Source organism: Sphaerisporangium sp. B11E5 (assembly GCF_039871875.1).
Classification (GTDB): domain Bacteria; phylum Actinomycetota; class Actinomycetes; order Streptosporangiales; family Streptosporangiaceae; genus Sphaerisporangium.
The window spans coordinates 38,393-63,242 of the sequence record NZ_JBDPMD010000050.1 but is presented as its reverse complement, the minus strand read 5'-3'; the positions used below and the strand labels follow the sequence as shown (position 1 = coordinate 63,242).

At 73.0% G+C, this 24,850-nt stretch carries 22 protein-coding genes and 1 rRNA gene; 16 read left to right on the top strand and 7 right to left on the bottom strand.

Annotation, left to right across the window (positions count from 1 at the left end):
- Positions 1–110, top strand: a 5S ribosomal RNA gene (rrf, locus tag ABGB17_RS32035); the annotation flags it as partial.
- Between the two features lie 1,565 nt (positions 111–1,675).
- Here rrf and ABGB17_RS32030 read toward each other — a convergent pair.
- Complete coding sequence (locus tag ABGB17_RS32030) at positions 1,676–3,820, bottom strand: hypothetical protein (RefSeq protein WP_347636805.1); 2,145 nt, start codon at positions 3,818–3,820, stop codon at positions 1,676–1,678.
- Here ABGB17_RS32030 and ABGB17_RS32025 point away from each other — a divergent pair.
- Complete coding sequence (locus ABGB17_RS32025; RefSeq protein ID WP_347636803.1) at positions 3,752–4,843, top strand: hypothetical protein; 1,092 nt, start codon at positions 3,752–3,754, stop codon at positions 4,841–4,843. The genes ABGB17_RS32030 and ABGB17_RS32025 overlap by 69 nt on opposite strands.
- Before the next feature lie 191 nt (positions 4,844–5,034).
- Here ABGB17_RS32025 and ABGB17_RS32020 read toward each other — a convergent pair whose 3' ends face one another.
- On the bottom strand, positions 5,035–5,970 hold the full coding sequence (locus ABGB17_RS32020; RefSeq protein ID WP_347636802.1) for an MBL fold metallo-hydrolase: 936 nt from the start codon (positions 5,968–5,970) through the stop codon (positions 5,035–5,037).
- 145 nt (positions 5,971–6,115) lie between these two features.
- On the opposite strand from ABGB17_RS32020, the gene ABGB17_RS32015 reads away from it, so the two are divergent.
- Positions 6,116–6,565 (top strand): single-stranded DNA-binding protein, encoded by a 450-nt coding sequence (locus tag ABGB17_RS32015; protein WP_347636800.1) that lies wholly within the window; start codon positions 6,116–6,118, stop codon positions 6,563–6,565.
- Between the two features lie 70 nt (positions 6,566–6,635).
- Here ABGB17_RS32015 and ABGB17_RS32010 read toward each other — a convergent pair whose 3' ends face one another.
- Positions 6,636–7,898 carry a DUF1015 domain-containing protein gene (locus ABGB17_RS32010; protein ID WP_347636798.1) on the bottom strand — a complete coding sequence of 421 codons (1,263 nt, stop codon included), beginning with the start codon at positions 7,896–7,898 and terminating at the stop codon, positions 6,636–6,638.
- Positions 7,899–8,014: 116 nt separating this feature from the next.
- On the opposite strand from ABGB17_RS32010, the gene ABGB17_RS32005 reads away from it, so the two are divergent.
- The gene (locus ABGB17_RS32005; RefSeq protein ID WP_347636796.1) at positions 8,015–8,452 is read left to right on the top strand and encodes a tetratricopeptide repeat protein; all 438 of its coding nucleotides are present in this window, start codon (positions 8,015–8,017) and stop codon (positions 8,450–8,452) included.
- A 49-nt stretch (positions 8,453–8,501) separates the two neighbouring features.
- Here the strand turns inward: ABGB17_RS32005 and ABGB17_RS32000 are convergent, their stop codons facing one another.
- Both ABGB17_RS32000 and ABGB17_RS31995 read right to left on the bottom strand, forming a co-directional pair.
- Positions 8,502–9,614, bottom strand: a complete 1,113-nt coding sequence (locus ABGB17_RS32000; protein ID WP_347636794.1) for an HAD-IIA family hydrolase — start codon at positions 9,612–9,614, stop codon at positions 8,502–8,504.
- Between the two features lie 44 nt (positions 9,615–9,658).
- Entirely contained in the window at positions 9,659–10,006 is a 348-nt protein-coding gene (locus tag ABGB17_RS31995) for an SCP2 sterol-binding domain-containing protein (RefSeq protein ID WP_347636792.1), read from the bottom strand.
- A 172-nt stretch (positions 10,007–10,178) separates the two neighbouring features.
- On the opposite strand from ABGB17_RS31995, the gene ABGB17_RS31990 reads away from it, so the two are divergent.
- The 12 genes from ABGB17_RS31990 (at position 10,179) to pssA (ending at position 23,286) form a co-directional block, all read left to right on the top strand.
- On the top strand, positions 10,179–10,412 hold the full coding sequence (locus tag ABGB17_RS31990; protein WP_347636790.1) for a hypothetical protein: 234 nt from the start codon (positions 10,179–10,181) through the stop codon (positions 10,410–10,412).
- Between the two features lie 43 nt (positions 10,413–10,455).
- Complete coding sequence (locus ABGB17_RS31985; protein ID WP_347636788.1) at positions 10,456–11,274, top strand: TlyA family RNA methyltransferase; 819 nt, start codon at positions 10,456–10,458, stop codon at positions 11,272–11,274.
- Between the two features lie 72 nt (positions 11,275–11,346).
- Positions 11,347–12,255 (top strand): NAD kinase, encoded by a 909-nt coding sequence (locus ABGB17_RS31980; protein WP_347636786.1) that lies wholly within the window; start codon positions 11,347–11,349, stop codon positions 12,253–12,255.
- A 173-nt stretch (positions 12,256–12,428) separates the two neighbouring features.
- Positions 12,429–14,144, top strand: a complete 1,716-nt coding sequence (gene recN / locus ABGB17_RS31975) for a DNA repair protein RecN (protein ID WP_347636784.1) — start codon at positions 12,429–12,431, stop codon at positions 14,142–14,144.
- A 151-nt stretch (positions 14,145–14,295) separates the two neighbouring features.
- Positions 14,296–15,477 (top strand): putative cytokinetic ring protein SteA, encoded by a 1,182-nt coding sequence (gene steA, locus ABGB17_RS31970; RefSeq protein ID WP_347636781.1) that lies wholly within the window; start codon positions 14,296–14,298, stop codon positions 15,475–15,477.
- Positions 15,474–16,457, top strand: coding sequence for a copper transporter (locus tag ABGB17_RS31965; RefSeq protein WP_347636776.1), 984 nt, complete (start codon positions 15,474–15,476; stop codon positions 16,455–16,457). The genes steA and ABGB17_RS31965 overlap by 4 nt, the downstream gene beginning before the upstream one ends.
- Before the next feature lie 63 nt (positions 16,458–16,520).
- Entirely contained in the window at positions 16,521–17,390 is an 870-nt protein-coding gene (locus tag ABGB17_RS31960) for a hypothetical protein (protein ID WP_347636772.1), read from the top strand.
- 10 nt (positions 17,391–17,400) lie between these two features.
- Entirely contained in the window at positions 17,401–19,236 is a 1,836-nt protein-coding gene (locus tag ABGB17_RS31955; protein ID WP_347636768.1) for a lipid II flippase MurJ, read from the top strand.
- Complete coding sequence (locus tag ABGB17_RS31950) at positions 19,233–20,471, top strand: glycosyltransferase family 4 protein (RefSeq protein ID WP_347636765.1); 1,239 nt, start codon at positions 19,233–19,235, stop codon at positions 20,469–20,471. The genes ABGB17_RS31955 and ABGB17_RS31950 overlap by 4 nt, the downstream gene beginning before the upstream one ends.
- Positions 20,472–20,708: 237 nt before the next feature.
- Positions 20,709–21,692 (top strand): TerC family protein, encoded by a 984-nt coding sequence (locus ABGB17_RS31945; protein ID WP_347636761.1) that lies wholly within the window; start codon positions 20,709–20,711, stop codon positions 21,690–21,692.
- Positions 21,693–21,848: 156 nt separating this feature from the next.
- The gene (locus ABGB17_RS31940; RefSeq protein WP_347636759.1) at positions 21,849–22,460 is read left to right on the top strand and encodes a phosphatidylserine decarboxylase; all 612 of its coding nucleotides are present in this window, start codon (positions 21,849–21,851) and stop codon (positions 22,458–22,460) included.
- Positions 22,453–23,286, top strand: a complete 834-nt coding sequence (gene pssA / locus ABGB17_RS31935; RefSeq protein WP_347636813.1) for a CDP-diacylglycerol--serine O-phosphatidyltransferase — start codon at positions 22,453–22,455, stop codon at positions 23,284–23,286. The genes ABGB17_RS31940 and pssA overlap by 8 nt, the downstream gene beginning before the upstream one ends.
- A 109-nt stretch (positions 23,287–23,395) precedes the next feature.
- On the opposite strand, the gene ABGB17_RS31930 is transcribed toward pssA, so the two are convergent.
- Both ABGB17_RS31930 and ABGB17_RS31925 read right to left on the bottom strand, forming a co-directional pair.
- Positions 23,396–24,040 (bottom strand): MBL fold metallo-hydrolase, encoded by a 645-nt coding sequence (locus tag ABGB17_RS31930; RefSeq protein WP_347636755.1) that lies wholly within the window; start codon positions 24,038–24,040, stop codon positions 23,396–23,398.
- The gene (locus ABGB17_RS31925) at positions 24,037–24,816 is read right to left on the bottom strand and encodes a maleylpyruvate isomerase family mycothiol-dependent enzyme (RefSeq protein WP_347636751.1); all 780 of its coding nucleotides are present in this window, start codon (positions 24,814–24,816) and stop codon (positions 24,037–24,039) included. The genes ABGB17_RS31930 and ABGB17_RS31925 overlap by 4 nt, the downstream gene beginning before the upstream one ends.
- Positions 24,817–24,850: the final 34 nt, after the last annotated feature.

The window sequence follows — 24,850 nt, the reverse complement described above, 5'->3', positions numbered from 1 at the left end:
GTCATAGCGGATGGGAAACACCCGGTTACATTCCGAACCCGGAAGTTAAGCTGTCCAGCGCCGATGGTACTGCACCGGGGACGGTGTGGGAGAGTAGGACACCGCCGGACAAACATTCACAACCCTGACGGGTTGTCGCGTTGATAAGGGCCGCCCAGGTCTCCTGGGCGGCCCTTTCGCATTCCCGGGGCCCCTTCTCGTGGACCCCCGACCGGCCATTCCAAACGCAGCACCCGCATCCCCAACCCCGACCCCTCTTCCCTCTCTGCCAGACCTGCATGGACGGCGCCGACGCGACGGGACGTGGTACGACGAACCCGGCGCCCCCTACGGCGGCCGACCCGGCCACCTCCCAGCCCCTGCTCCCTCTCTCCACGACGCCGATACGGCGGGACGTTGTACGGCGAATCCGGCGCCGCCCTACGGCGGGACACCGGCGGGCCCCGGTCGCAATTGGTGGTCGATCAGATTTTGCACCCCGACTTCGGTTGCTGTGGTGATGGCCCGCCCGCTTGAGTTTCCCCACTCCATCAGCACCAGCCCACCCAAAACCCCAACCCGCCACCGCCGGCCCCACCCTCACGCCGTTACCAGACGTGCATAGACGACGCCGACGCCGACGGGATGCGGCACGGTGAATCCGGCACCGCCCAACGGCGGCCGGAACGGCCGCCTCCCACCCCTCTACTCCCGCTCCAGGACGCCGACGCAGCGGGACGTGGTGCGGTGAATCCGGCGCCGCCCTATGGTGGCCCACCGGCGTACCCACCACCCAGGCGCCTCGAGCCGATCAACCTCTCCAACCCCGACTTCGGCTGCTGTGGTCATGGCCCGCCCGCTTGAGCTTCCCCACTCCATCAGCACCAGCCCACCCAAAACCCCCACCCGCCCCCACGCTTCCGCCTCTGCCAGACGTGCATACACGGCGCCGACGCGGCGGGATGCGACGCGGTGAAACCGGCGCCGCCCGACGGCGGCCAGCACGAACCCCCGCTACCGCCCCTCCCTCCACGGCGCCGACGCGGTGGGACGCGGTACGGCGAATCCGGCGCCGCCCTACGGCGGGGACACCGGCACACCCACCAACCGGAAGTGGCGCATCCGGCGCCGCCGTAGGGCGGCAGGCCGGTGTGTCCCGGTCGGAGTTCGGAGTCAATCGGTCTTTCAACCCCGACTTCGGCTGTTGTGGTCATGGCCCACCCGCTGGAGTTTCCCCACTCCATCAGGACCAGCCCACCCAGACCTCACCCGCCACCGCCGGCGCGCCAGGCACCACCGGACCCAGCGGGCTCCAGCCCGCCGAACCGCCTCCTCCCACAGGACGCTGCGGCCCACGAGAGCTCCGTCCCCCGTTCTTTGCCGGGCGCCGGCGGGGGGACGTGGTACGGCCAATTCGGCGCCGCTGTACGGCGGATCATCACCGGGGGTTTCGGGGCATCAATCGTTGGCAGCCCCGACTTCGGGTGGTGTGGTCATTGGCCCGCCCGTTCGAGTTCTCGACTTTATCGGGGCATGTCCGGCCAAACTCCCCGCCGGTCGGCGCAGGCGGGACACGCACCACCGCGTCCTGGGGCTCGGTCCGTCAGGCGTGCCGGTCCGCGTTGGTGTGTGCGGTTCGTTTCGGGTGTTGCCGTAGTACGTGGTGGCTTGGGGCTGGATGGATGCGGTGATTCGGTCACCGGTGCGGGGGCAAGGGGCCCGGAGACCGGCTGGAAGTGGGTGATGGGCGGAGTGAGGGGCGGCTCGGGGAGTGTGCGGGCTTGCTAGGCTGGAGGTGCCTGGCCACCCCGTATCGGGTGGCCTTCGTCGCGTAAGACACCGAGGGCGGCAGCGGCGAGGAATGAATGAGGCTGTGCCCCGCGGCCCGATAGATCATCTTTCCGGGCACATCGGCGCGGTGGATGAGACGCAGATCGCGGCGTACGCGGTGAGCGAGCAACGAAGGACAGAAGTGAACAGAGAAGACGGACGTGAAGAGCCGGCCGAGCGTGGCGGAGACCGGGCCGAAGGCGAGTCGAGGCAGGCGCGTGACGATCGCCCCGAGGGCCACCGGGGAGGCCGGGGGAACGAGGGCGAAGGGCGCCGCAGCGACGGAGGCCGTTACGGTGACCGCCGGGCCGCTGGGGGGCCGGGGGACCGTGAGGGTCGCTCTGGGCGTCCGTTCCAGCGGGACGATCGCGGTGATCGTGGCCGCGACGGTGACCGTTCCGGTGGTCGCGGCTCGTTTGGGGGTTCCCATGGGGACCGGCCGTACCGCGAGGGCGGGCGGCCCGGTGACCGGCGCGAGGGGCGGCCGGGTGGTGGTTACGGCTCGCGGGACGACCGGGGCCGGGGCTCGTCCGGTGGCGATCGCGGCGAGGGGCGCGGCTCGTTCCAGCGGGACGATCGTCGCGGGCCGCGTCCGTTCGGCCGTGAAGGTGGCGACGATCGCGGGGAGCGCCGTCCGTTCAACCGGGACGATCGCGCCGGTGGGGGCGGCCGTCCGTCTGGCGACGACCGGGGCCGTGGCGAGCGGGGGTATTCGTCCGAGCGCGGCGGTTCCTACGGCGGCGGCTCCCGCTACGGCGACCGGCGCGACGCCCGTCCGGGCGGGTCCTTCGGGCGCCGGGACCGGGACGACCGCGGCTCCTTCCGCCGCGACGACCGCGATGACCGTGGCGGCCGGCCGTACGGCCGCGACGATCGGGGTGCTCGCCCGCACGAGGGTGAGGACCGTGGCAGTCGTTTCCAGGGCGGCGACGATCGCGGTGGTCGTTTCCAGAGCCGTGACGACCGCGGTGGCCGCTTCCAGGACCGTGACGACCGCGGTGGTCGTTTCCAGAGCCGTGACGACCGCGGTGGCCGCTTCCAGAGCCGTGACGATCGCGGTGGCCGCTTCCAGGACCGTGACGATCGCGGTGGCCGCTTCCAGAGCCGTGACGATCGCGGTGGCCGCTTCCAGGACCGGGACGACCGTGGGGGTCGTTTCCAGGGCGGCGACGATCGCGGTGGCCGCTTCCAGAGCCGTGACGATCGTGGCGGGCATTTCCGCCAGCGGGACGACCGGGGGAGCCGGTCCTTCGAGCGCGACGACCGCGGCCCTCGCTCCTTTGGCCGTGACGATCGCGGCGGTCGCTTCCAGGATCGTGACGATCGCGGCGGCCCTTCCCAGGGTGGTGACGATCGCGGTGGTCGTTTCCAGAGCCGTGACGATCGTGGTGGCCGCTTCCAGGACCGGGACGACCGTGGGCCGCGTTTCCAGGACCGGGATGACCGTGGTGGGCGTTTCCAGAGCCGGGATGACCGTGGTGGGCGGTTCCAGCGGGACGACAGGCGTGGCCCTGGGGCACGTTCGTTCGGGCGGGATCGTGACGACCGTGGGCCCGGTGCGGGCCGGCAGCGGCGCGAGGACGCCGATCGTGGGCCGCGGTCCTTCCGGGACTCCGGTGGCGACCGGGGGCGTGACGAGCGTGGCGGTGGGCGGTTCCAGCGGGACGAGCGGCGTCCCTTCCAGCGGGACGACCGCGGTGGGCCGCGGCCGTTCAGCAGGGAGGGGCGTGAGGACCGGGACGCGGGGCGTGGCCGGGACGACGCGTACTCGGGGGGGACCCGCGCGCGGTACGGCAGGGAGGACGACCGGTCGTTCGGCCGGGGCGACGACCGTCCGCGGCGCGAGGAGCTGCCGGAGCTGGCGGCGGACATCACCGCTGAGGAGCTGGACAAGGAGATCAGGGACGAGCTGCGTGCCCTGCCCAACGATCTCGCCGATCTGGTGGCGGCGCATCTGGTGGCGGCCGAGCGGGCCCTCGGTGACGAGGACGCCGACCGGGCGTACGAGCACGCCAAGGTCGCCCGGCGGTTCGCCGCGCGTATCGGTGTCGTCCGGGAGGCCGTCGGTGTGGCGGCGTACCGGGCTGGACACTACGCCGAGGCGCTCAGCGACCTGCGGGCCGCGCGCCGGCTGACCGGGTCGGACGCCTACCTGCCCGTCATGGCCGACTGCGAGCGCGGCCTCGGGCGTCCCGAGCGTGCGCTGGATCTCGTACGGGCGCCGGAGGCGGCGAAGCTGGACCGGGCGGGAAGGGTCGAGCTCGCCATCGTGGAGTCCGGGGCACGGCGGGATCTCGGCCAGCACGACGCCGCGGTGATCACGTTGCAGCGGCTGCCCGAGCTGCGGGACCAGACCCCGCAGCCGTGGTCGGCCCGGCTGACCTTCGCCTACGCCGACGCCCTGGCCGAAGCGGGCCACCCGGACGCGGCGGCGGACTGGTTCGAGCGCGCCATGACCTTCGACGAGGACGGCGAGACCGACGCGGCCGAACGCTACGCCGAACTCACCGGCTCGGTGATCGAGGACCTGGAGGAGGACGAGGACGACCTCGACGCGGTCACCGGCGAGGAGGACGACGAGGACGGCCTCGATCTCGATCTCGACCTCGACCTGATCATCGATAAGGACGACGAGGACGACGAGGACGACGACCGCGAGGTGTCCGGGGCGGCAGAGTCCGAGCCCGCCGAGGACGAGAACGAGGACGAGGCCGGTCCTGAGGCGTCCGAGTCCGCCGCAGACGCGGGGGACGTGGTGGAGATCCTGGATGTCGCCGAGGTCGACGAGATCGCCGGCGAGCCGGAGGCCGCCCAGTCCGCCGACCCTGTCGACCCCGTCGTGAAGGACGTGGAGATCGCCGCGGACGCGGTCGGCGAGCCGGTGGCGTCCCCGTCCGGCATGGTCCCGGCGTTCATCGAACCGGACTTCGGCGTTCCCGCCGACAGCCACGGCGACCTGGACGACGCTGACGGGAAGCCGGACGAGCGTCCCGGTGGCGACACGGACGGCGTGGGCGGGCGCGACAAGGGCTGAGCCGCATCAGCCAGGACATGATGGTGGGCGCCGCCTAGCGTGAAGGCGCGCGGCGCCCGCCGTCATCGTTCCCAGCCGGCGGCATCCTATGCACGGCACAGCCGATCCGGGGACGGTGCCAATGGTGTACCCGTCCCGCGTACCTGCCATGCCCATGCCTCCACGCGTGGCCGGCCGGTTCCGGTGCGGGGTCAGGTTTCGGGCTTGGTGCGCTCCAGCCAGTACAGGATGCCGGCGACGTTCGACGGGGCGCCGCTGAGCATCTCGAAGCGTTCCCGTACGTTTTCGTCGTCCGAGGCGGAGGCGGCGTAGCGTTCGCGGGTGCGGTCGCGGACCATGGCGACGGCGTGGTCGAGGTCCAGGCCCTCGGTGTGGGCCTGGCGGGTGAGGTCGACCCACACCTTGAGTTCTTCGGCGGATCGCTCCAGTGTGCCGGTGACGTCCGCGACGGGGCCGTAGTGGCTGAACAGGAGCCGCTGGGGGCCGAGGGCGCCGAACAGGGCCACCGAGTCCAGGGCGGTCCGGAGGTCGAAGTCCGGGGGCGGGGTGGCGGGGCGCAGGTCGCCGGTCTCGGGGAGGTACACGCCGGCGGCGTCGCCGACGTACAGGTCGCCGGTGGCGGAGTCGAGCAGGCCGACGTGGTGTTTGGCGTGGCCGGGGGCGTAGTGGCTGGTCAGCACCCGGCCGCCGCCGAGGTCGATGTCCCCGGTGTCGCCGAGGGCCCGGATGCGGGAGGCCTCGGTGGGGGAGAGGGCACCGAACAGGACGTCCAGTTGGTCGCCCCAGACCATGCGGGCGCTCGCCATGAGCCGCGAGGGGTCCGCGAGGTGCCGTGCGCCTTTCTCGTGGACGACGATCTCGGCGCCGGGGTAGAAGCCCGCGATGTCGCCGACCCCGCCGGCGTGGTCGAGGTGGATGTGGGTGACGACGACGGTGGCGAGGTCGTCGGGGCCGACGCCGAGCGAGGCCAGGGCGTCGCGGACCACCGGGGCGGAGGTCGAGGTGCCCGTCTCCACGAGGCAGGGACGGTCGCCGAGGATCAGGTATCCGGCGGTGATGCCCGAGTACCCCGCCATCCGCGTGTCGATCTCGTAGACGTCGCCGCCCAGCGGTGTGACGTTGTCCACAGGCCACTCCCTTGATGTCCCGGTTTCGACCGTGTTCGGCAACGAGCGTAGGTCAGGTCATCCACAGAACGCCGCTCTGTCGCCGTTCACGCCGTCGCCGCGTCGAAGAATGTCCCCGTCACCCGCGAGTGAGAGGGGAAGTCAGATGCATCGTAACGAGGTCAGACTGGTGGGCCGCGTGTCCAGGCCGCCGAAGAGCAGAGCGCTGCCGAGCGGTGACAGCGTCCTGACCTGGGGCATGGCCGTCCGCCGCCCGCCCGGCCACCCGAGCAACAAGAAGTCCGACGGCATCATCTGCGTCACCTTCGACCGGCAGGTCGCCGCCCAGGTCGCCGGGTGGCGCGTCAACGACGTCGTCAGCGTGGAGGGCGCCCTCCACCACCGATTCTGGACCGGCGCCCCCGGCCCCACCGGCACGTACGAGGTGGAGGTCCACCACGCCCAGGCCCTCCGGGCACCACACTCCGCCCCACCCACAGCGGCTCCCCACCAGTCGCCACTCCCCGCCGCCCCACCCGCAGCGGTCCCCCCGCGGACGCCACTCCCGACCGCCCCACCTCCGGTCGCCGAGAAGGAAGGTGAAGGCTCACGGTGACGGTGCGCGGGGTCCGCCGTGGTGGTGGCCGGGATGTGGACGTCGTCCGATGAGGCGGGGTGGGAGGCTGTCAGGGAGTCGAGAAGGTGCGCAGGATCAGGCCGGTGCGGGGTTTGGGGCCGAAGGAGGTGGATTTTCTGGGCACGCGTTCGCCCGCGGCGGCTACGGCGAGGACGTCTTCCACGGCCAAGGCGGGGAGGATGACGGCGGTGCCGGACTCGGCGCGGGCCATGCGGACGGCCGCGTGGGCGTCGTGGTGCACGATGCGGACGGACTCCTCGTCGTCGTGCATGCCCCACACCTTGGGCAGCAGGAACTCCGAGAGGATCGACGTGACCAGCGATCTCCACCGTTCCGAACGCCCGGCGGGCAGCGCGTGGGCGATCTGGACCGGGTCGGGGTCGGTGAGCAGGTGGGAGGGGCCGTTGCCTGCCAGCACGAACGCGGGGTGCGGCGCCGTTTCCAGGGCGGCCAGGGCGTCGTCCACCAGCGCGTACTCGTGCACCTGCCAGGCGCCCTTGGCCCGGGCGGCGGCCTCGTCCAGGGACAGGCCGGGGATCACGCGGTGGATGGGCTTCAGGTGGGGCGGGTAGGCCACCGAGTCCACCAGCATGGCGAGCCCGTAGTCCCACGGACCCGCGCCCCGCCCCTCGTCGTGGCTGGCGCGCTGCAGGGCCAGGTAGGTGGCGTACCTGTGGTGCCCGTCGGCGATCAGGGCCTGCCGGCCGGACAGGTCGTCCGCCACGGTGTCCTGCTCGGCCGGGTCGGTAAGGGCCCACAGCCGGTGGGTGAGCCCTTCGCCGGTGCGGACGTCGATGAGCGGCGCACGGGTCTCGGCGACCTGCGCGATCAGGCGCGCGGTGGCCTCCGCCCCGTCGTACAGCAGGAAGATCGGCTCCAGGTTGCTCTCGGTGGTGCGCATCAGCGCGAGACGGTCGGCGACCGTGCCCGGCATGACGTCCTCGTGCGGCAGGACGACGCGCTCCTCGGGGGCCCGCAGGCCGAGGTTCCCGATGAGGCCGCGCAGCAGCACGTCCGGGCCGCGCTGCTCGTACAGGTAGAGCGCGGGCGTGTCGTCGGTGGTCAGGACACCGTGGTCGAGCCACGACCGCAGCGTGTCCCGGGCCTCGGCGTATCGCCCTGGTCCGTCGCTGGGAAGGATAAGGCGCACGATGTTGTTGGGGTGGGAGTCCAGAAGGCTCTGGACATCTTCCCGCGCGATGACGTCGTACGGCGGGGACGTGACCGCGGCCAGATCGTCGACTGCGTAGCGCACCCCACGAAACGGGCGCAGCACCAGCCCGCCAGGTGATGGCAGTTCAGGAATCGCCATACCGGGCATGGTGCCATAAAGGCCTGAGTCGTATGGAGACAGCCCCGACGTCGTAGCGCTGCCCGGCTCGTCAGGGAAGCCGGGATGACCCTGTCGTCTGAAGGAGGCCTCGCACGATGATGCAGGGACGGAACGGCCCCACCGGCCCCGACTCCCCCGACCAGGAGTCCGGCGGACCCGCCGGCGACGTCTACGAGTGGTTCCAGCGCGGCGTGCAACTCCTCAAGGACGGCAGCCCCGCCGCCGCCGCGGCCCTCCTGGCCCGCGCCGCCGACGCCGAGCCCGAGTCCCGCAGCATCCGCGAGGCCCTGGCCAGAGCCCAGTTCAACTCCCGCCGCTACGCCGACGCCGCCGACAGCTTCCGCTGGATCGTCTCCGCCAACCCCACCGAGGACTACGCCTACTTCGGCCTCGGCATGTCCCTCTGGCGCACCGGCGACATGGAAGCCGCCCAGGAGCCCCTGACCATCGCCGTGGCCATGCGCCCCGACCACGGCGACTACGTCTCCGCTCTCCGCCAGGTGAAAGCCACCCTCCGCGCCCGGGAGTCCTGATCAAGGCGACGCTCCGCGCCCGGGAGTCCTGATCGCGGCGCGGCCGGTGTCAGGCGGCGTGTCCGGGGGGCAGTGAGTGGGCGGCGAGCACTTCGAGGACGTCCTGTACGGCGTCCTCGGTGAGGCGGCCGTCGCCGGCGTGTGCCCAAGCGGCGGCGCACGCCGCACGGAGGCCGTCCACGGGATCCCCGTCGCCGGTGAGCCGTAGGCGTTCGCCCTCCCACCAAGCGGTCCAGCCTTCTCTCTCCCACGCCGCTCGCGCCGGCTCCGGCGCCTTCTCCGTTGGCTCCGGCCGAGCCGGTGCCGGCCCGGCGGCTTCCGCCGGTACGGGTGAGGTCACGGGGGCGTGGGTCTCGGTGACCGGGGCGGGTGGGGTGTGGAGGCCGGTGAGGTCGGCGGCCACGTGGGTGGGGCGGTGTTCGGGTGGGGCGGTCAGGAGGGTGCGGGGGCCGTCCACGCCGGTGAGGACGAGGAGGCTGTCCACGCCGGCTCGGGTGGCCGCCTCTATGTCGGTGTCCAGGCGGTCGCCCACCACCAGGGGGCGGTCGGCGGCGGTGCGGAGCATCGACTCGCGGTGCAGCGGGGGTTCCGGCTTGCCGGCCACCATCGGTTCCGTGCCGGTGGCGGTGGCGATCACGCGGGTCAGGGCGCCGTTGCCGGGGACGACGCCGCGGTCGGTCGGCATGGTGGTGTCGGCGTTGGCCGCGACGAACCAGGCGCCCTGCCGTACGGCCAGGGCCCCCTGGGTGAGCAGGCTGTAGGAGATGTCCGCCCACATGCCCTGGAGCACCGCCACGGGATGATCGGCGGCCGTCGTCACAGGACGCAGGCCGCGTTCCCGCGCCGCCTGCCGCAGGCCCATCCCCCCGACCACCAGGACCGGCGCGCCCGCCGGTACCCGCTCGGCCACCAGCCGGGCCGCCGCCTGGGCCGAGGTCACGACGTCCTCACGGGCGGCGGGCACGCCGATCGCCGTCAGGTGCTCGGCGATGGCGGCGGGCGTCCGGGACGCGTTGTTGGTCACGTACGCCAGCCGGACTCCCGCGTCCCGGGCCTTGGCGAGCGCCTCCGGGGCCCCGCGCACCGCCCTGCGCCCGAGGTAGACCACCCCGTCGAGATCGAGCAACAACGTGTCATAACGATCGATCAGCGCCGACTCCATGCCCACACTATTTCGGATGCCCGCGCCCGCCTCCGCCCCAGGGGTCAGAGGAGCTTGCGGAGGCGGAACATGTCGCTGATGCTGGCGTCGATCTTCACACGCCCGCTGAAGAGCGCCCTGCCCATGTCGAGCTCGCCGTTGACCATGGACAGCAGGTCGTCGCTGCCGATGCGGATGCGGACGTCGGCGGGCCGGCCGTCGACAGGCGGGGTCTCGGTGAAGGCCTCGAGGCCGTCCTGGTGGATGCGGCCGAAGAAGGTCACGTCAAGGTCGGTGATCCGGCAGCTCAGGGTGCGGTCCACCACGTGCTTGGAGCGTGTCTCCTGGTCAAGCTCCCCGAACTGCTCGGCTAGCTTGTCCAGCGCCGCCCGGCACTCGTCGACGCTCGCCATGTGACACCCTTTCTCATCAGCCCCAAGCTGCCCTGCCCTACGGAAGGTAGCGTTTCATTCGACTACTACGCGAAATCCGGCGCGCGGGTGCGCCGAGGACTGACACCAGCATCAGTGTCGCCTTTCGGATACGGTCGGGTGGGCGCCGCCCGGCGCACGGACCGGCGAGGAGATGCGGGGCGAAGTGGACAGAGCGGGCACGCACGGCCACGGCGGGCCGGTGACCGATGCTACTGCGGAGAACGGCGAGGCCCAGGTGACCGCCACGCTGGCCAGGCTCGCCGTCCTCGGCGACACCCCGGTGCACGAGCACGTCGCGGTCTTCGAGGAGGTCCTCGGCGGCCTGGAGGCCACCCTGGCCTCGGTCGAGGAGATCTCCGCCGCCCCCGAGCACGGCCGCCGGTGACCGGTATGCGCTGGAAGGCCGCGCGCCGAAGGACACACCGGGGATGAGCCGCAAGGTGCGGCTGGACAGCGAGCTGGTACGCAGAGGGCTGGCCCGCTCGCGGGAGCACGCGGCCGACCTGATCGCCGGCGGCCGGGTCACCGTGGCGGGCCGCACGGCGGCCAAGCCGGCGACGCAGGTGGAGACCGCGTCCCCCATCCTGGTGGCCGAGCCGCCCGACGGTCCCGACTACGTCTCCCGGGGCGCCCACAAGCTCCTCGGCGCGCTGGAGGCGTTCGCGCCCCGCGGGCTGGCCGTCGAGGGCCGCCGCTGCCTGGACGCGGGCGCCTCGACCGGCGGGTTCACCGACGTGCTGCTGCGCCGCGGCGCCGCCCATGTGGTGGCGGTGGACGTCGGGTACGGCCAGCTCGCCTGGTCGCTGCGCACCGACGACCGGGTCACCGTGATGGAGCGGGTGAACGTCCGCGACCTGGCCCCCGGCATGGTGGGCGACCCCCCGTCGCTGGTGGTCGGCGACCTGTCGTTCATCTCGCTGCGCCTGGTGCTCCCCGCCCTGGCCGCGTGCGCCGCCGGCCAGGCCGATCTGGTGCTGCTGGTGAAGCCGCAGTTCGAGGTGGGAAAGGCTCTGGTGGGCGCGGGCGGCGTGGTCCGCGACCCGGCGCTGCGGGCGGGCGCGGTACGCGACGTCGCCGCCGCGGCGTCCGGGCTGTCCCTCGCGGTGCGCGGGGTCACGGCCAGCCCGTTGCCCGGCCCGTCGGGCAACGTGGAGTACCTGATCTGGCTCGGCAAGGGCGACGGGCCGCCCCCGGTGCCGGACGTGGACGCCGAGATCGGCCGCGCGGTCGAGGAAGGGCCCAGATAGGCGCCGGGTGGACGTACGGTTGACCAGGCCGTCGGAGATGGACGATCGCCGTCAGGCGGGCGGAGCGAGGGCATGACTGACACGAAACGTACGGTGCTGATCACGGCGCACACCGGCCGCAAGCCGGCGGTCGACAGCGCGCGGCTGGTGATCGAGCGGTTCCTCGACGCGGGGTTCACGGTGCGGGTCATGCAGCCGGAGGCCGAGGAGATCGACGGTGCCGGCGTCGACGTGGTGCCCATGGGGGAGGCCGCCGCCGAGGACGCCGAGGTGATGATGGTGCTCGGCGGCGACGGCACGCTGCTGCGCGCGGCCGAGCTGGCGCGGCCGGCCCGCACGCCCCTGCTCGGGGTGAACCTCGGCCACGTGGGCTTCCTGGCCGAGGCCGAGATGTCCGACCTCGCCGAGGCCGTGGACCGCGTGGTGTCCCGCAGGTACGCCGTCGAGGAGCGCATGACGATCGACGTGACCGTCAGGGCCAACGGCGAGCCGCTCGCCTCCACGTGGGCGCTGAACGAGGCCAGCGTCGAGAAGCGCGACCGCATCATGGAGGTCGTCGCCGAGATCGACGGCCGCCCCCTGTCCCGCTGGGGGTGCGACGGCGTGATCTGCGCCACGCCGACCGGCTCCACGGCGTACGCGTTCTCGGCGGGCGGCCCGGTCGTCTGGCCCGAGGTGGAGGCCCTGCTGCTGGTGCCGAACAGCGCGCACGCCCTGTTCGCCCGTCCCCTGGTCGTGTCCCCCCGGTCGGCCGTGGCCCTGGAGGTCCTGCCCGGCACCCCCGGCGGTGTCCTGTGGTGCGACGGGCGCCGCCGTTTCGACCTGCCTCCGGGGGCCCGTGTGGAGGTGCGCCGCTCCTCCCTGCCGGTCCGCCTGGCACGTCTGCACGACGTCGACACCACCGGCGCGCCCTTCACCGACCGCCTGGTCGCCAAGTTCGACCTTCCCGTCCAGGGCTGGCGCGGCCGGGTCCGCCGCTGACCCGCGGCGGGGCGCCCGGATGGTAGGACAGGGCCCCGGGACGGTGGGGCGGTCAGGGGAAAGGTTGGCCAAATGCGCGTAGGATCTATCCGCATGAAGAGGTGACCGAGCCACGCCCCACATGGTCCGGCGAGGTGTCGGAGGCGGCGCGGCGATACGGCGGGAGGGACCCAGTGCGGCCACGGGTCGATGAGGTCCGGATCAAAGGGCTCGGTGTGATCGACGAGGCCGTCCTCGAGCTTTCATCGGGACTGACCGTGGTCACCGGCGAGACCGGCGCGGGCAAGACGATGGTGGTCACCGGCCTCGGGCTGTTGTTCGGCGGCCGGGCCGACCCGGCGCGGGTGCGGCCGGGGGCCGAGCGGGCCATGGTCGAGGGCACGCTGGTCGTGGAGCCGCTCGGCAAGGTCGCCCAGCAGGTGTTCGACCTCGGCGGCGACATCGACGAGGACCGGCTGATCATCGCCAGGTCGGTGTCCGGCGAGGGCCGGTCCCGCGCGTGGCTCGGCGGCCGTTCCGTGCCGGTCGGCACGCTCACCTACCTCGCCGAGGACCTCGTGGCCGTGCACGGCCAGATGGACCAGCAGCGGCTCCTGCAGCCCGGCCGTCAGCGCGCCGCCCTGGACCGCTACGCGGGCGAGGAGCTCGTCAAGCCCATGCGCGCCTACACCCAGGCCTACCGGCGCCACAAGGAGATCGGTGAGACGCTCACCGAACTCACCGCCAGGGCCCGCGAGCGCGCCCAGGAGGCCGACAGCCTTCGTTTCGCCCTGGAGGAGATCGAGAAGGCCGCCCCCAAACCCGGCGAAGAGATCGAGCTGAAGCAGGAGGAGGAGCGCCTGGCGCACGCCGACGCCCTCAAGACCGCCGCCGTCACCGCCCACGCCGCCCTCCTCGGCGACCCCATGGCCGCGGTCCAGGGCGTCCAGGACGCCGTGTCGCTGCTCGGCCAGGCCAGGGCGGCGGTGGAGGCCGTGCGGGGCTTCGACCCGGCGCTGGCGGGCATCGGCGACCGGCTGGCCGAGGCCGGCTACCTCGTCTCCGACGTCGCCACCGAGCTGGCCGCCTACTCCGAGTCCGTGGACGCCGACCCGGCGCGGCTGGCCGCCGTCCAGGAGCGCCGCGCCCTGCTGACCGGCCTGCTCAGGAAGTACGGCGAGGACTCCGCGGCCGTTCTGGCGTTCGCCGAGCGCGCGGCCGTCCGGGTCTTGGAGCTGGACGGCGACGACGACCGCGTGGCCGAGCTGGCCCGCGAGCACGAGGAGCTCACCGCCCGGCTCACCGAGCTGGCCGCCGAGCTCACCGGTGTCCGCACGGCCGCCGCCGAGCGTTTCGGCGCGGCGGTGACCGCCGAGCTGGCCGCGCTCGCCATGCCGCACGCCCGGGTGGTGGTCGTGGTCACCCCGACCGGCCAGTTCGGCCCCGAGGGCGCCGACGAGATCGAGCTGCGCATGATGGCCCACCCCGGCGCCCCGGCGCTGCCCCTCAACAAGGGCGCCTCGGGCGGCGAGCTGAGCCGCGTCATGCTCGCCATCGAGGTGGTGTTCGCCGGTGCCGACCCGGTGCCGACGTTCGTGTTCGACGAGGTGGACGCCGGCGTGGGCGGCAAGGCCGCCGTCGAGATCGGCAGGCGCCTCGCGCGTCTCGCCCGCTCCGCCCAGGTGATCGTGGTCACCCACCTGCCCCAGGTGGCGGCGTTCGCCGACCAGCACCTGGTGGTCGAGAAGGCGAGCGACGGCCGTGTGGTGCGCAGCGGCGTCACCACCCTGGACCGCGAGGGCCGGGCCCGCGAGCTGTCCCGCATGCTGGCCGGCCTGGAGGACTCCGAGCTCGGCCGCGCCCACGCCGAGGAACTGCTGTCGATCGCCGAGGCCGACAAGACCAAGTGATCGCCCCGACCCGCGACGACGCGCCGTTCCCCCCTGCCGGGCGCCCCCGGCGGGCTGGTTCGCGAAGCACCCGGATCCTGACACGCGCCGTCGTCCGAGACCTCCGGGCCCTCGTGCTCTGGCAGGATGGTCCGTGATGAAGGTGCCGGCCATGAACGTTCCTCGCCTCCGCCGACGGAGGGTCGCCGACCTTCCCGGGGTGACGGCGGTCGCGAGACTCGACCGGCGGACCAAGACGCTGACCAAGCGCCTGCGGCCCGGGGAGGTCGCGGTCATCGACCATGTCGACCTCGACCGTGTGAGCGCGGAGGCCCTTGTCGCGTGCGGCGCGTCCGCCGTGGTGAACGTCGCCTCCAGCATCAGCGGCCGCTACCCCAACCTCGGCCCGCAGATCCTCATCGACGCCGGCGTCACGCTGATCGACAACGCGACCCCCGAGTTGTTCGACCGGGTGCGCGAGGGCGCCGTCGTGCGTGTGCACGAGGGCGCCGTCCTCCTCGACGAGGAGGTCGTCGGCAAGGGCGAGGTCGCCACCGCCGAGAGCGTCGGCGCCGCGATGACCGAGGCGCGGGCCGGGCTGTCGGTGCAGATCGAGGACTTCGCCAACAACACCATGGAGTACATCCGCCGCGAGCGCGACCTGCTCATCGACGGCGTGGGCGTCCCCGACATCCGCACCTCCATGGAGGGCAGGCACGTCCTGGTCGTGGTGCGCGGCTACCACTACAAAGAGGACATCGCCACGTTGCGGCCCTACATACGCGAGTACCGCCCGGTGCTGATCGGGGTGGACGGCGGCGCCGACGCCCTGATGGAGGCCGGGTACCTGCCCGACGTCATCGTGGGCGACTTCGACTCGGTGTCGGAGCGCGCCCTGTGCTGCGGCGCCGAGCTCGTCGTGCACGCCTACCGCGACGGCCGCGCCCCCGGGCTGGAGCGGGTCCACCGGCTCGGCCAGGAGGCCGTCGTGTTCCCCGCCACCGGCACGAGCGAGGACATCGCCATGTTGCTCGCCGACGACAAGGGCGCCGACCTGATCGTCGCGGTCGGCACCCACGCCACGCTCGTCGAGTTCCTGGACAAGGGACGCTCCGGCATGGCGAGCACGTTCCTCACCCGGCTGCGGGTGGGCGGCAAACTGGTGGACGCCAAGGGCGTGAGCAGGCTGTACCGCAGCCGCATCTCCGTCGGCTCGCTGCTGCTGCTGGTCGCCACCGCCCTGGTCACCGTGGGCGTGGTGCTGCGCTTCTCCCCGATGGGCAACGTCTGGCTGAACGGCCTGCGGGACTCCTGGAACGGTTTCATCTTCTGGCTGGTGGGGCTGTTCTCGTGATCGACTTCCGGTACCACCTCGTCTCCATCGTCGCGATCTTCCTGGCGCTTGCGCTCGGCATCGTGCTCGGCAGCACGGTGCTGTACGCGCCGCTGGTGAAGTTCACCGAGGACACCGCGGCGCGGCTGCGCGCCAACAACGCCAAGCTCCAGGCCGAGAATGCGCTGGCCCTCACCCGGGGCGCCGCCGGCGACGCGTTCGTCGCCGCACGGATGCCGCAACTGGTCGAGGGCTCCCTGGCCGGCGAGAGCGTCGTGCTGGTCGAGACGCCCGGCGCGGACAGCCGGCAGGGCGAGGCGCTGCTCGAGGCCGTCACCGCCGCCGGCGCCACCCTCAGCGGCCGGGTCGCGCTCACCGACCGCTTCCTCGCCACCGACCAGGCCCCCGCGCTCGAGCAGCTCGCCCTGACGGCCAAACCCCCCACGCTGGTGTTCCCGGTCGACTCCACGCCGTACCAGAAGGCCGCGGCGGTGCTGGCGAGCGCCGTCGTCACCAACGACCGGGCGGTGGCGGGCAAGGAGAACACCGTCTCCGCGGGCGTGCTGGAGTCGTTCGAGGACGGCGGGCTGGTCACCCTGGACGGCGAGCCCGCCAAGCCCGCCACCCTCGCCATCGTGCTCGCGCCCGCCGCGCCGCTGGAGGGCCAGGACGCCGAGGCCCAGACTGCCGCGCTGGTGTCCCTGGCCACCGGGCTGGACGCCGCGGCCGAGGGCAGCGTCGTCGCCGGGGCCGTCCCGACGTCCACGGCGGCCGGCATGATCGCCGCGGTGCGGTCCTCCGGTGAGGCGTCCGCGGCGGTGTCCACCGTCGACAACATCGATATGGCCTTCGGGCGTGTCGTGGTGGTCTACGCTCTGCGGGAGCAGGTGGCGGGAGACGCCGGGCAGTACGGCCTGGGCTCCGACGCCACGGCCGCCGAGCCGGAACCGGTGCCGGCGGCGACGCCCTCGCCCACCCCGGACGGGGGCGTGGGCGGCTGACCCCGCCCCGACGTCCGCGCCACGGCCGAGGTGCCGGGCGCCCACCACGAAGAGGGATCTGCTGTGGCTCATCGCTCCTTGCTCGGCGCCCTGGCCGGCGCCGCCCTCGGCGCCGTGGCCGCCCGCGCGGCGTACACGGCGTTCACCCGGCGTCCCCCGGTCGGCGACGAGAAGACCTGGACGCGCACCAACCACCGCGGCGAGCCGATCACTCTGCTGGAGGGCCCGGCCTTCGTGGCGGGGGCGGGCGCCGCCGCCGTGCTCGCCCCCGGGCTGCCCGCCAGGGCGCGGGCCGCCGCGGTGCTCGCCGGGGTGGGCGGCGGAGCGCTCGGCGCGTACGACGACCTGCGCGGCACCGCCTCGTCCAAGGGGTTCAAGGGGCATCTGACGGCGCTGGCGCGCGGTGAGGTGACCACCGGCGCGGTGAAGATCCTCGGCATCGGGGCGGCCGGGCTGGCCGCCGCGGCGCTGCTGCCGCGGTCCGGTACGGCGCGGCGCGGGGCCCGCGTGGCGGACGTGCTGGTGGACGGGGCGCTGATCGCGGGGAGCGCCAACCTGGCCAACCTGTTCGACCTGCGTCCCGGGCGGGCGCTCAAGGTGGGGGCGCTGGCCGGGGGGCCGCTGCTCGCCGCGGCGCTGGCCAAGGACGCGCCGGCGGGCGCGGCGCTCGCCGCGGTGCCGCTCGGCGCGGGGGCCGCGCTGCTCGGGGAGGACCTCGGGGAGCGGGCCATGCTCGGCGACGCCGGGGCCAACGCGCTCGGCGCCCTGCTCGGGGTGGCGGCGGCCGCCGGTCTCGGCCGCCGTGGCCGGCTGGCCGCGCTGGCCGTGGTCGCGGGGCTGACCGCCGCGTCGGAGAAGGTCAGCTTCACCAAGGTCATCGCGGGCAACCCCGTGCTGAACCGGCTCGACATGCTGGGGCGCCGTCCGAGGTGAGCCGCATCGCATGATCCGCAGAGCAGGGCAGGGGGTCGCCGCGGCGGCGCTCCTGATCGGGGGGATCACCATCCTGGCGCGGGTGGTGGGGTTCGCCAAGCAGGTCGTCCTCGCGCGCACGGTGGGCACCAACTGCCTGGCCACGGCGTACTTCACGGCCAACCAGGTGCCGAACCTCGTCTTCGAGCTGGTGGTGGGCGGGGCTCTGGCCGGCATGGTCGTGCCGGTCGTCGCGGGGGCGGTCGCGCGAGTGCCGTCCCCGGGGGACGGCACGGCGGGCCGGGCGGAGGGTGCTCGCGGCACGGCCGCCGGTGACCCGGGCGCCGATGACCCGGGTGCCGATGACCCGGGCGCCGGTGGCGCGGGCGCTCGCGGGGTGCGCCTTCGTGGGGCGGACGCACGTCAGGTGGGGGCCGATCCCGCCGCCGCGCAGGTGGGGTGGATCGCTTCGGCGCTGCTCACGTGGGTGCTGGTGGTGCTGGTGCCGCTCGGTGTGCTCACGGCGGTGTTCGCGGGGCCGTTGATGAAGCTGTTCGCGGGTGCGGTCGAGGGGTGCGCGCCTGATGAGCTCACGGCCGTGGCGGCACGCATGCTGGTGGTGTTCGCGCCGCAGGTGCCGCTGTACGGGGTGGCCGTGGTGCTGTACGGCGTGCTGCAGGCCCATCGGCGGTTCGCGGGGCCGGCGGTGGCGCCGCTGGTGTCCAGTGTTGTGGTGATCGTCGCTTATATCGTGTACGTCCCGTTCGGGCAGGGGGCGGTGTCGCCGGGGAAGGTGCCGCCGGCGGGGGAACTGGTGCTGTCCGTGGGGACCACCCTCGGGGTGCTGGCCCTGGTGGTCACCGTGCTCGGCCCGGCGGCGCGGCTCGGGCTGCCGCTGCGGCCCACGCTGCGGTTCCCGCCCGGTGTGGCGGGGCGTGTCCGGGCCCTGGCGCTCGCCGGGCTCGGGGCCCTGGTCGCTCAGCAGGTGGCGACCGCGTTCGTCGTCTGGCTCGCCAACCACCGGGTCGGGGCGGGGGGTGTCGTCGGGTACTCCTACGCGTGGGCGCTCTACCAGGTGCCGTACGCGGTGCTCGCGGTGCCCATCGCGACGAGCGCGTTTCCCGCGCTGTCGGCGCGGGCCGAGCGGGGGGACGACGCGGGGTTCGCCGCGCTGGCCGCCAGGACGACGCGGGCCGTGGTGCTGGTCGGCGGGCTGGCGGCCGGGGTGCTCGCGGCGGTGGCGTTCCCGGTGGCCGAGGTGTTCGTCGGCGGGATGGCGAGTTCCGTCCCGGCCGAGGAGCTGGGGCGCTCCATCGCGTTGTTCGCGCCCGGGCTGGTCGGGTACGGGCTGGTGGCCCACCTCAGCCGTGTGCTGTACGCGGCGGGGCGGGGGCGGGCGGCCGCGGGCGGCACGGTGGCGGGGTGGGGGGTGGTGATGGCCGCGCAGGCCGTCCTGGTGACGGTGCTGCCTGACGGGTGGAGGCTCGCCGCGCTCGGGCTCGGCAGCACCGTCGGGATGACGGCGGCGGGTGTCCTGCTCGCTCTGCCGGTGCTGCGCGCCCAGGGGGGGCGTGCGCTGGACGGGGTGCCGCGGGCGGTGCTCGCGGCGGTCCTCTCCGGTGCGGCGGGGTTCCTCGTCGGGTCCTGGGTCACGTCGGGGCTCGCTCCCGCGGGGCCGTGGGCGGGGGGTGCCGTCGCGGTCCTGGCCGGCGGGGTGGCGGTGGTGGCCGGGGTGGCGGTCACGGCCGCCTTGGCGCGGGGGGATCTGGCTGTGGCGTTGTCCCGTGTGCGGGGAAGCTCGGCGTCCGCGGAGCCATCCCCGGACGGGGCGGGTGGATCTTCGGAACGTAACGGGAGGGTGCCGTGAGCTTGGGGAAGCCGTCGCGGATCTTGCTGGTGCTCGGGACGAGTGCCGGGGGGGTGGGGCGGCATGTCCGGATGCTCGCCGAGGGGCTGGCCCGTGAGGGGGATCGGGTGGTGGTGGCGGGGCCGGTGAGCACCGATGAGGCGTTCGGGTTCTCGGAGGTGGCCGGGTTCGCCGGGGTGCCGGTCGCGGACCGGCCGCGTCCGGGGCGCGACCTGCGTGCCGTGCTGCGGCTGCGGGCCCTGGCCGCCGGTGCGGATGTGGTGCACGCCCATGGGCTGCGGGCGGGGGCGCTCGCCGCCCTCGCGCTGACCGGGCGCCGTACGCGCCTGGTGGTCACGCTGCACAACGCGCTGACCGCCGGCGGGGTCGTCGGCGCGATCTGGGGCGTGCTTGAGCGGATCACCGCCGCCCGGGCCGACATGGTGCTCGTCGTGGCCCCCGACCTCGGTGAACGCATGACCGCCCGTGGCGCCCGCCACGTCGCCCCCGCCGTGGTTCCCGCCCCCCCGCTCGCCCCCCCGAGCCGCCTGGCCGCCGACGTCCACGCACTGCTGGCCGCCGCCGCCCCGGCCCGCCCGACGGCGGCCGGGGGGCCGGGGGCGGGTGGTGACACGGCTGCGGTTGCCGGGCCGGTGCCGGGGGGCGAGACGGCCATGGCGCCCGAGGAGGGTGCCGGGCTGGGGGAGAGGCCGGTGTTGTTGACGGTGGCGCGGTTGGCGCAGCAGAAGGGGTTGGACACCTTGCTGACGGTGGCCGGGGGGGAGTTCGCGGGGGGTGTGCGGCCGTTGTTCGTGGTGGCGGGAGACGGGCCGTTGCGGGAGCGGTTGCAAGGCAGGATCGACGAGGAGGGGTTGCCTGTGGTGTTGCTGGGGGAGCGGGGGGATGTGGCTGATCTGCTGCTGGTGGCTCGGGCGTTGGTCGTGCCCAGTCTCTGGGAGGGGCAGCCGCTCAGTGTGCATGAGGCGTTGCGGGCGGGGGTGCCTGTGGTCGGCATGGCGGTGGGGGGGATACCTGGCATGGTGGGGGACGCGGGGGTGCTGGTGCCCGCGGGGGACGTGGAGGGGTTGCGGCGGGAGATATCGCGGCTGCTCACGGAGCCGGGGCTGGCTCGGAGGCTGGGTGAGGCCGCCGCGGCGCGGGTGTTGCCGGGGGAGCAGGACGCGCTACGGGCGGTACGGGCGGCGTACGGGGGTTTGCGGGGAAAAGGGGCGGGTTTGGGGGGTAGCAGGGAGTGATAGGGCTGACCTGGCGGAATGGCAGCGTTTGGGGGGAAAGCTGAGCATTGTGCAAAGCCTGATTAGGTAAGGCTTATAAGCTCGCCTATACTCCTCGGCGAGGGGGGGAGTATCCCTACGCGACAGCCTCGTCATCACGGTCACGCCGGTATGGCGTACCCGGGGCTGCCGGTCCGGCGCCTTTGGCTCGGGCGGGAGAGACCTCCGGCACTTTGACGCGGGCCGGAGGTCGTGAACTTGAGCGTATCGGTGTGGGTGTGGGCGGCGGTCATCGTCGGGCTGCTCGTCGTCCTGGCGGTGGACCTCTGGATCGTCGACCGGGGTGAGCCGCGGGAGTTCTCCCTGCGGCAGGCGGGTTTCTGGGTGAGCTTCTACGTCACCCTCGCCGTGCTGTTCGGCATCGGGATCTTCGTCGTCGAGGGCGCGGACAAGGCCGGTGAGTTCGCCGCCGGGTACCTCACCGAGTACAGCCTGAGCGTCGACAACCTCTTCATCTTCTACATAATCATGGCCAGGTTCGCCGTCCCTCGCCTGTACCAGCACAAGGTCCTGCTGATCGGCATCCTGCTGGCCCTGGTGATGCGAGGCATCTTCATCGCGGTCGGCGCCGCCGCGCTGGAGCGGTTCAGCTGGCTGTTCTACGTGTTCGGTGCCTTCCTCGTCTACACCGCGATCAACATGCTGCGCGGCCACGACGAGGACGAGTTCAAGGAGAACGTCCTGCTGCGCTGGGTGCGCCGGGTCTTCCCCACCACCGACGGCTACGTCGAGTCCAAGATCACCGTGAAGGTGGACGGGCGCCGCATGGTGACCCCCATGCTCATCGTGATGGTGGCCATCGGCACCACCGATCTGCTGTTCGCCCTCGACTCGATCCCGGCGATCTTCGGCCTCACCCAGGACGCCTTCATCGTGTTCACCGCGAACGCGTTCGCCCTGATGGGACTGCGCCAGCTCTACTTCCTCCTGGGGGGCCTGCTGCAGCGCTTGGTGTACATCAGCTATGGTCTGTCGTTCATCCTGGCGTTCATTGGGGTTAAGCTCGTACTGGAAGCCTTGCACAGCAACGGTGTCCACTGGGCGCCCGAGGTGCCGATCCAGATCTCCTTGTCGGTGATCGGCGGCACGATGGTGATCACCACTGTGGCGAGCCTGATCAAGGCCAGGCGCGACAGGAAGACCGGCACGGCAACGGCGCCGGCGAAGGTGTCCCAGGGGTAGCGAGTTGGTGTGCGAGGCGTTTGCTTGTCTCGTATCGCTATGCAAGGCGTACGAGATGGGTAGCATTCGGCGATAAAGTCACGAACCATTCTCTGGCCGCGCACACCACAAAGGTTCCCTGTGTCCATTGATTCGCCCAGCCACGGCCGCCGTCGCATGCGTCTGGCCCGTGGAGTCTCCCCCTGGCTGGTGCCCGCCGTGGCCGCCTCCGCGATCTCGGTGGCGCTGACCCGGCGCTCGCGGCGGTGGGCCGTCGCGGCGGCCCCGCTGACCGCGCTGACCGGCGCGATGTTCTGGTTCTTCCGGGACCCCGACCGGGTCCCCGGCACCGGCCTCGTGCTCAGCCCGGCCGACGGCGTCGTGCAGAGCATCGACCCGTGGCCGGACGGCAGGACCCGGGTGGCGATCTTCATGAGCCCCCTGGACGTCCACGTGAACCGTGCCCCGCTGGACGGCACGGTGACCTCGGTGACGCACGTCGCCGGCGGCTTCAAGCCCGCCTTCGACAAGGACAGCGACCGGAACGAGCGGGTCGTGTGGCACTTCGGCACCGCGCTCGGCGACATCGAGCTGGTGCAGATCGCCGGCGCCGTGGCGCGCCGCATCGTGCCGTACCTCGGTGTGGGCGCCAAGGTGGCGCAGGGGGACCGGATCGGGCTGATCCGCTTCGGGTCCCGGGTGGACATCTATCTTCCGGAAGGGATCGCGCCCGCGGTGACCGTGGGGCAGCGCATGACGGCAGGGGTGACTCGCGTTGACCATGGCTGACGCCGGCTGGTCCATGGACGATGTCGCGGCGGACGACGAACCGCGAGGACCGGTGGGCAAGGCCTTCCGCCTGTCCGCCGCCGACTCCCTCTCCCTCGGCAACGCGATGTGCGGCTTCCTCGCCGTCTGCGTGCTGGCGTGGTCGGCGATCGGCCAGCTCCAGGCCCAGGGCGAGTTCCGGCCGGACCCCCGCTACTTCGCCACCGCCGTCGTGCTGCTGCTGATCGGCGCGACCTGCGACCTGTTCGACGGCATGGTGGCGCGGCGGTTCCGCGCCTCGGCCATGGGCGCCGAGCTCGACAACCTCGCCGACGTGATCAGCTTCGGGTTCGCCCCGGCGTTCATGGTGGTGGCCTGGGCGGGCTTCTCCCACCGCATGCCCCTGCTGGTGGCGCTGTGCGCCGCGGTGTCGGTGCTGCTCGCGGGCGTGGTGCGCCTGGCGCGGTTCGCCTGCGTGAAGACCAAGAGCGGCGACTTCATGGGCCTGCCCATCCCCATGGGCGCCATGACCGTGGTGTCGATCGTGCTGCTGTTCCAGGCGTCGTACCTGACGGTGGCCGGGGTGTTCGCGGTGGCCTGGCTCATGGTCAGCCGCATCGAGTACCCCAAGCCGAAGGGCAACCTGCTGGCGGTCGTGCTGGCCTGGATCATGATCAACGTGACCTGCCTGATCATCTGGGCGGCCGACCTGGCCGGTGGCGACCTGCTGATCCAGATCGGCGCCGCCATGCAGATCGCGCTGGTCGCGGCGATCCCGCTGCGCGTGCTGATGTTCAAGCGCGAGCAGCGCAAGGAGCGCAAGGAGACCGAGGCCCCCGTCCGCTGAGGCGGGACGCCGTTCCCGGCCGCCGGTTGTCAGGCCGGCCGGACGGAGGCGAGTGGACGTCCGGCGCGGGCCCGGTCCCTGGCGGGGCCGGGCCCGCGGCGTGTCCCGCTCACCAGCCGCGGGCCCGCCACTCCGGCAGGGAGGGCCGCTCGGCGCCGAGCGTGGTGTCCTTGCCGTGCCCCGGGTACACCCACGTCTCGTCCGGCAGCCGGTCGAAGATCCGCTCCACCACGTCGGTGTAGAGGCTCTCGAACCGCGCCGGGTCGCGCTCGGTGTTGCCGACGCCGCCCGGGAACAGCGAGTCGCCGGTGAAGATGTGGCCGTCGCCGTACAGCAGGGCGATCGAGCCGGGGGTGTGCCCACGCAGGTGGATGACCTCCAGCGTCACCACGCCGACCGTGACACGGTCGCCGTGCTCCACGGTGCGGGTCACCGGCACCGGCAGTTCCGGCGCGTCCAGCGGGTGCGCCACGGTGTCGGCGCCGGTGGCTTTCGCGACCTCGGCCAGGGCCAGCCAGTGATCCTGGTGGCGATGAGTGGTCACGATGGTGCTGATGGGCATGCCGCCGATCAGGCCGAGCAGCCTGTCCGGCTCGGCGGCGGCGTCGATGAGAAGGCCGTCGCCGGTCTCCGTGCAGCGCAGCAGGTAGGCGTTGTTGCCGAAGTCGCCCACTTCGATCTTGCTGATGGTCAGGCCGGGGAGCTCGCGCACGTCGGCGGGCCCGTTCGCGGTCACGTCACCGGTGTAGCTCATGGGTACTCCTCGGGTGGGGCGGCCGGAAGGCCTGGCGGCGCCGACGCCGCGGGCCACTTCGGTGCCGCCGGCGGTCTCGCCGCCAGCCTAAGCCCCTCGGCGTCCGCGCGATCAGCCCGGCCCGCGTCCTCCCCGGTGAGGCGGCCGGTGACCCAGGCCAGCACGTACGCGGACGGGCCCTCCACGACGGGGCCCTCGCCGAGACCGGTCCAGACGTGGCCGTCGGCGCGCACCTCGCTCACCGGCCCGCCCTCGCGCGGCCAGCAGGCCAGGGCGTCGTGCAGCTCCCGCCGGACGAACGCGGCGGGCCAGTCGGCCCAGGTGTAGCCGGTCCCGAGGTCGGAGTGGTGGATCTCGACCTCACGGAGCCTGCGGGCGATGATGTACCACGCCGGGTGCTCCGGCGGCTGCATGCCGCGCACCATGGCCGCCCAGCGCTCGGGTGGCAGCGTGGCTATGGCGTGGTCGAGGCGCGCGGTGCTCTCGGCGAGGTCGTCGTACTGTTCCTTCATCGGCCGCCCCGCGCCTTCTGCTATCTCGGCGTCCCGCGTCGCCACGTCCGGGTACTGTGGTGTGTACACACCCGTCCTGGCCCAGGTCATCAGATTGAGATGGCTGTCGGCGTTGCGCGCGACGTGCGTGAGCAGGTGGCCGCGGGTCCAGCCCGGAAGCAGGGAGGGGGCCGCGACGTCCGGGTCGGAGAGCCGGGCCACGGTGGCGAGCAGCCGGTCGTTGGCCGCGGTGAGTTCGGCCTTGAGGTCGTCGAGAACGGTCATGCACGACATCATTGCGCCAGATATCGCAGACCGC

Coding starts and splice junctions, on each gene's coding strand:
- ABGB17_RS32015 (WP_347636800.1), top strand. CDS start 6,116: ATGCATCGTAACGAGGTCAGACTGGTGGGCCGCGTGTCCAGGCCGCCG.
- ABGB17_RS32010 (WP_347636798.1), bottom strand. CDS start 7,898: ATGGCGATTCCTGAACTGCCATCACCTGGCGGGCTGGTGCTGCGCCCG.
- ABGB17_RS32005 (WP_347636796.1), top strand. CDS start 8,015: ATGATGCAGGGACGGAACGGCCCCACCGGCCCCGACTCCCCCGACCAG.
- ABGB17_RS32000 (WP_347636794.1), bottom strand. CDS start 9,614: ATGGAGTCGGCGCTGATCGATCGTTATGACACGTTGTTGCTCGATCTC.
- ABGB17_RS31995 (WP_347636792.1), bottom strand. CDS start 10,006: ATGGCGAGCGTCGACGAGTGCCGGGCGGCGCTGGACAAGCTAGCCGAG.
- ABGB17_RS31990 (WP_347636790.1), top strand. CDS start 10,179: ATGCGGGGCGAAGTGGACAGAGCGGGCACGCACGGCCACGGCGGGCCG.
- ABGB17_RS31985 (WP_347636788.1), top strand. CDS start 10,456: ATGAGCCGCAAGGTGCGGCTGGACAGCGAGCTGGTACGCAGAGGGCTG.
- ABGB17_RS31980 (WP_347636786.1), top strand. CDS start 11,347: ATGACTGACACGAAACGTACGGTGCTGATCACGGCGCACACCGGCCGC.
- steA (WP_347636781.1), top strand. CDS start 14,296: ATGAACGTTCCTCGCCTCCGCCGACGGAGGGTCGCCGACCTTCCCGGG.
- ABGB17_RS31955 (WP_347636768.1), top strand. CDS start 17,401: ATGATCCGCAGAGCAGGGCAGGGGGTCGCCGCGGCGGCGCTCCTGATC.
- ABGB17_RS31940 (WP_347636759.1), top strand. CDS start 21,849: ATGCGTCTGGCCCGTGGAGTCTCCCCCTGGCTGGTGCCCGCCGTGGCC.
- pssA (WP_347636813.1), top strand. CDS start 22,453: ATGGCTGACGCCGGCTGGTCCATGGACGATGTCGCGGCGGACGACGAA.
- ABGB17_RS31930 (WP_347636755.1), bottom strand. CDS start 24,040: ATGAGCTACACCGGTGACGTGACCGCGAACGGGCCCGCCGACGTGCGC.
- ABGB17_RS31925 (WP_347636751.1), bottom strand. CDS start 24,816: ATGACCGTTCTCGACGACCTCAAGGCCGAACTCACCGCGGCCAACGAC.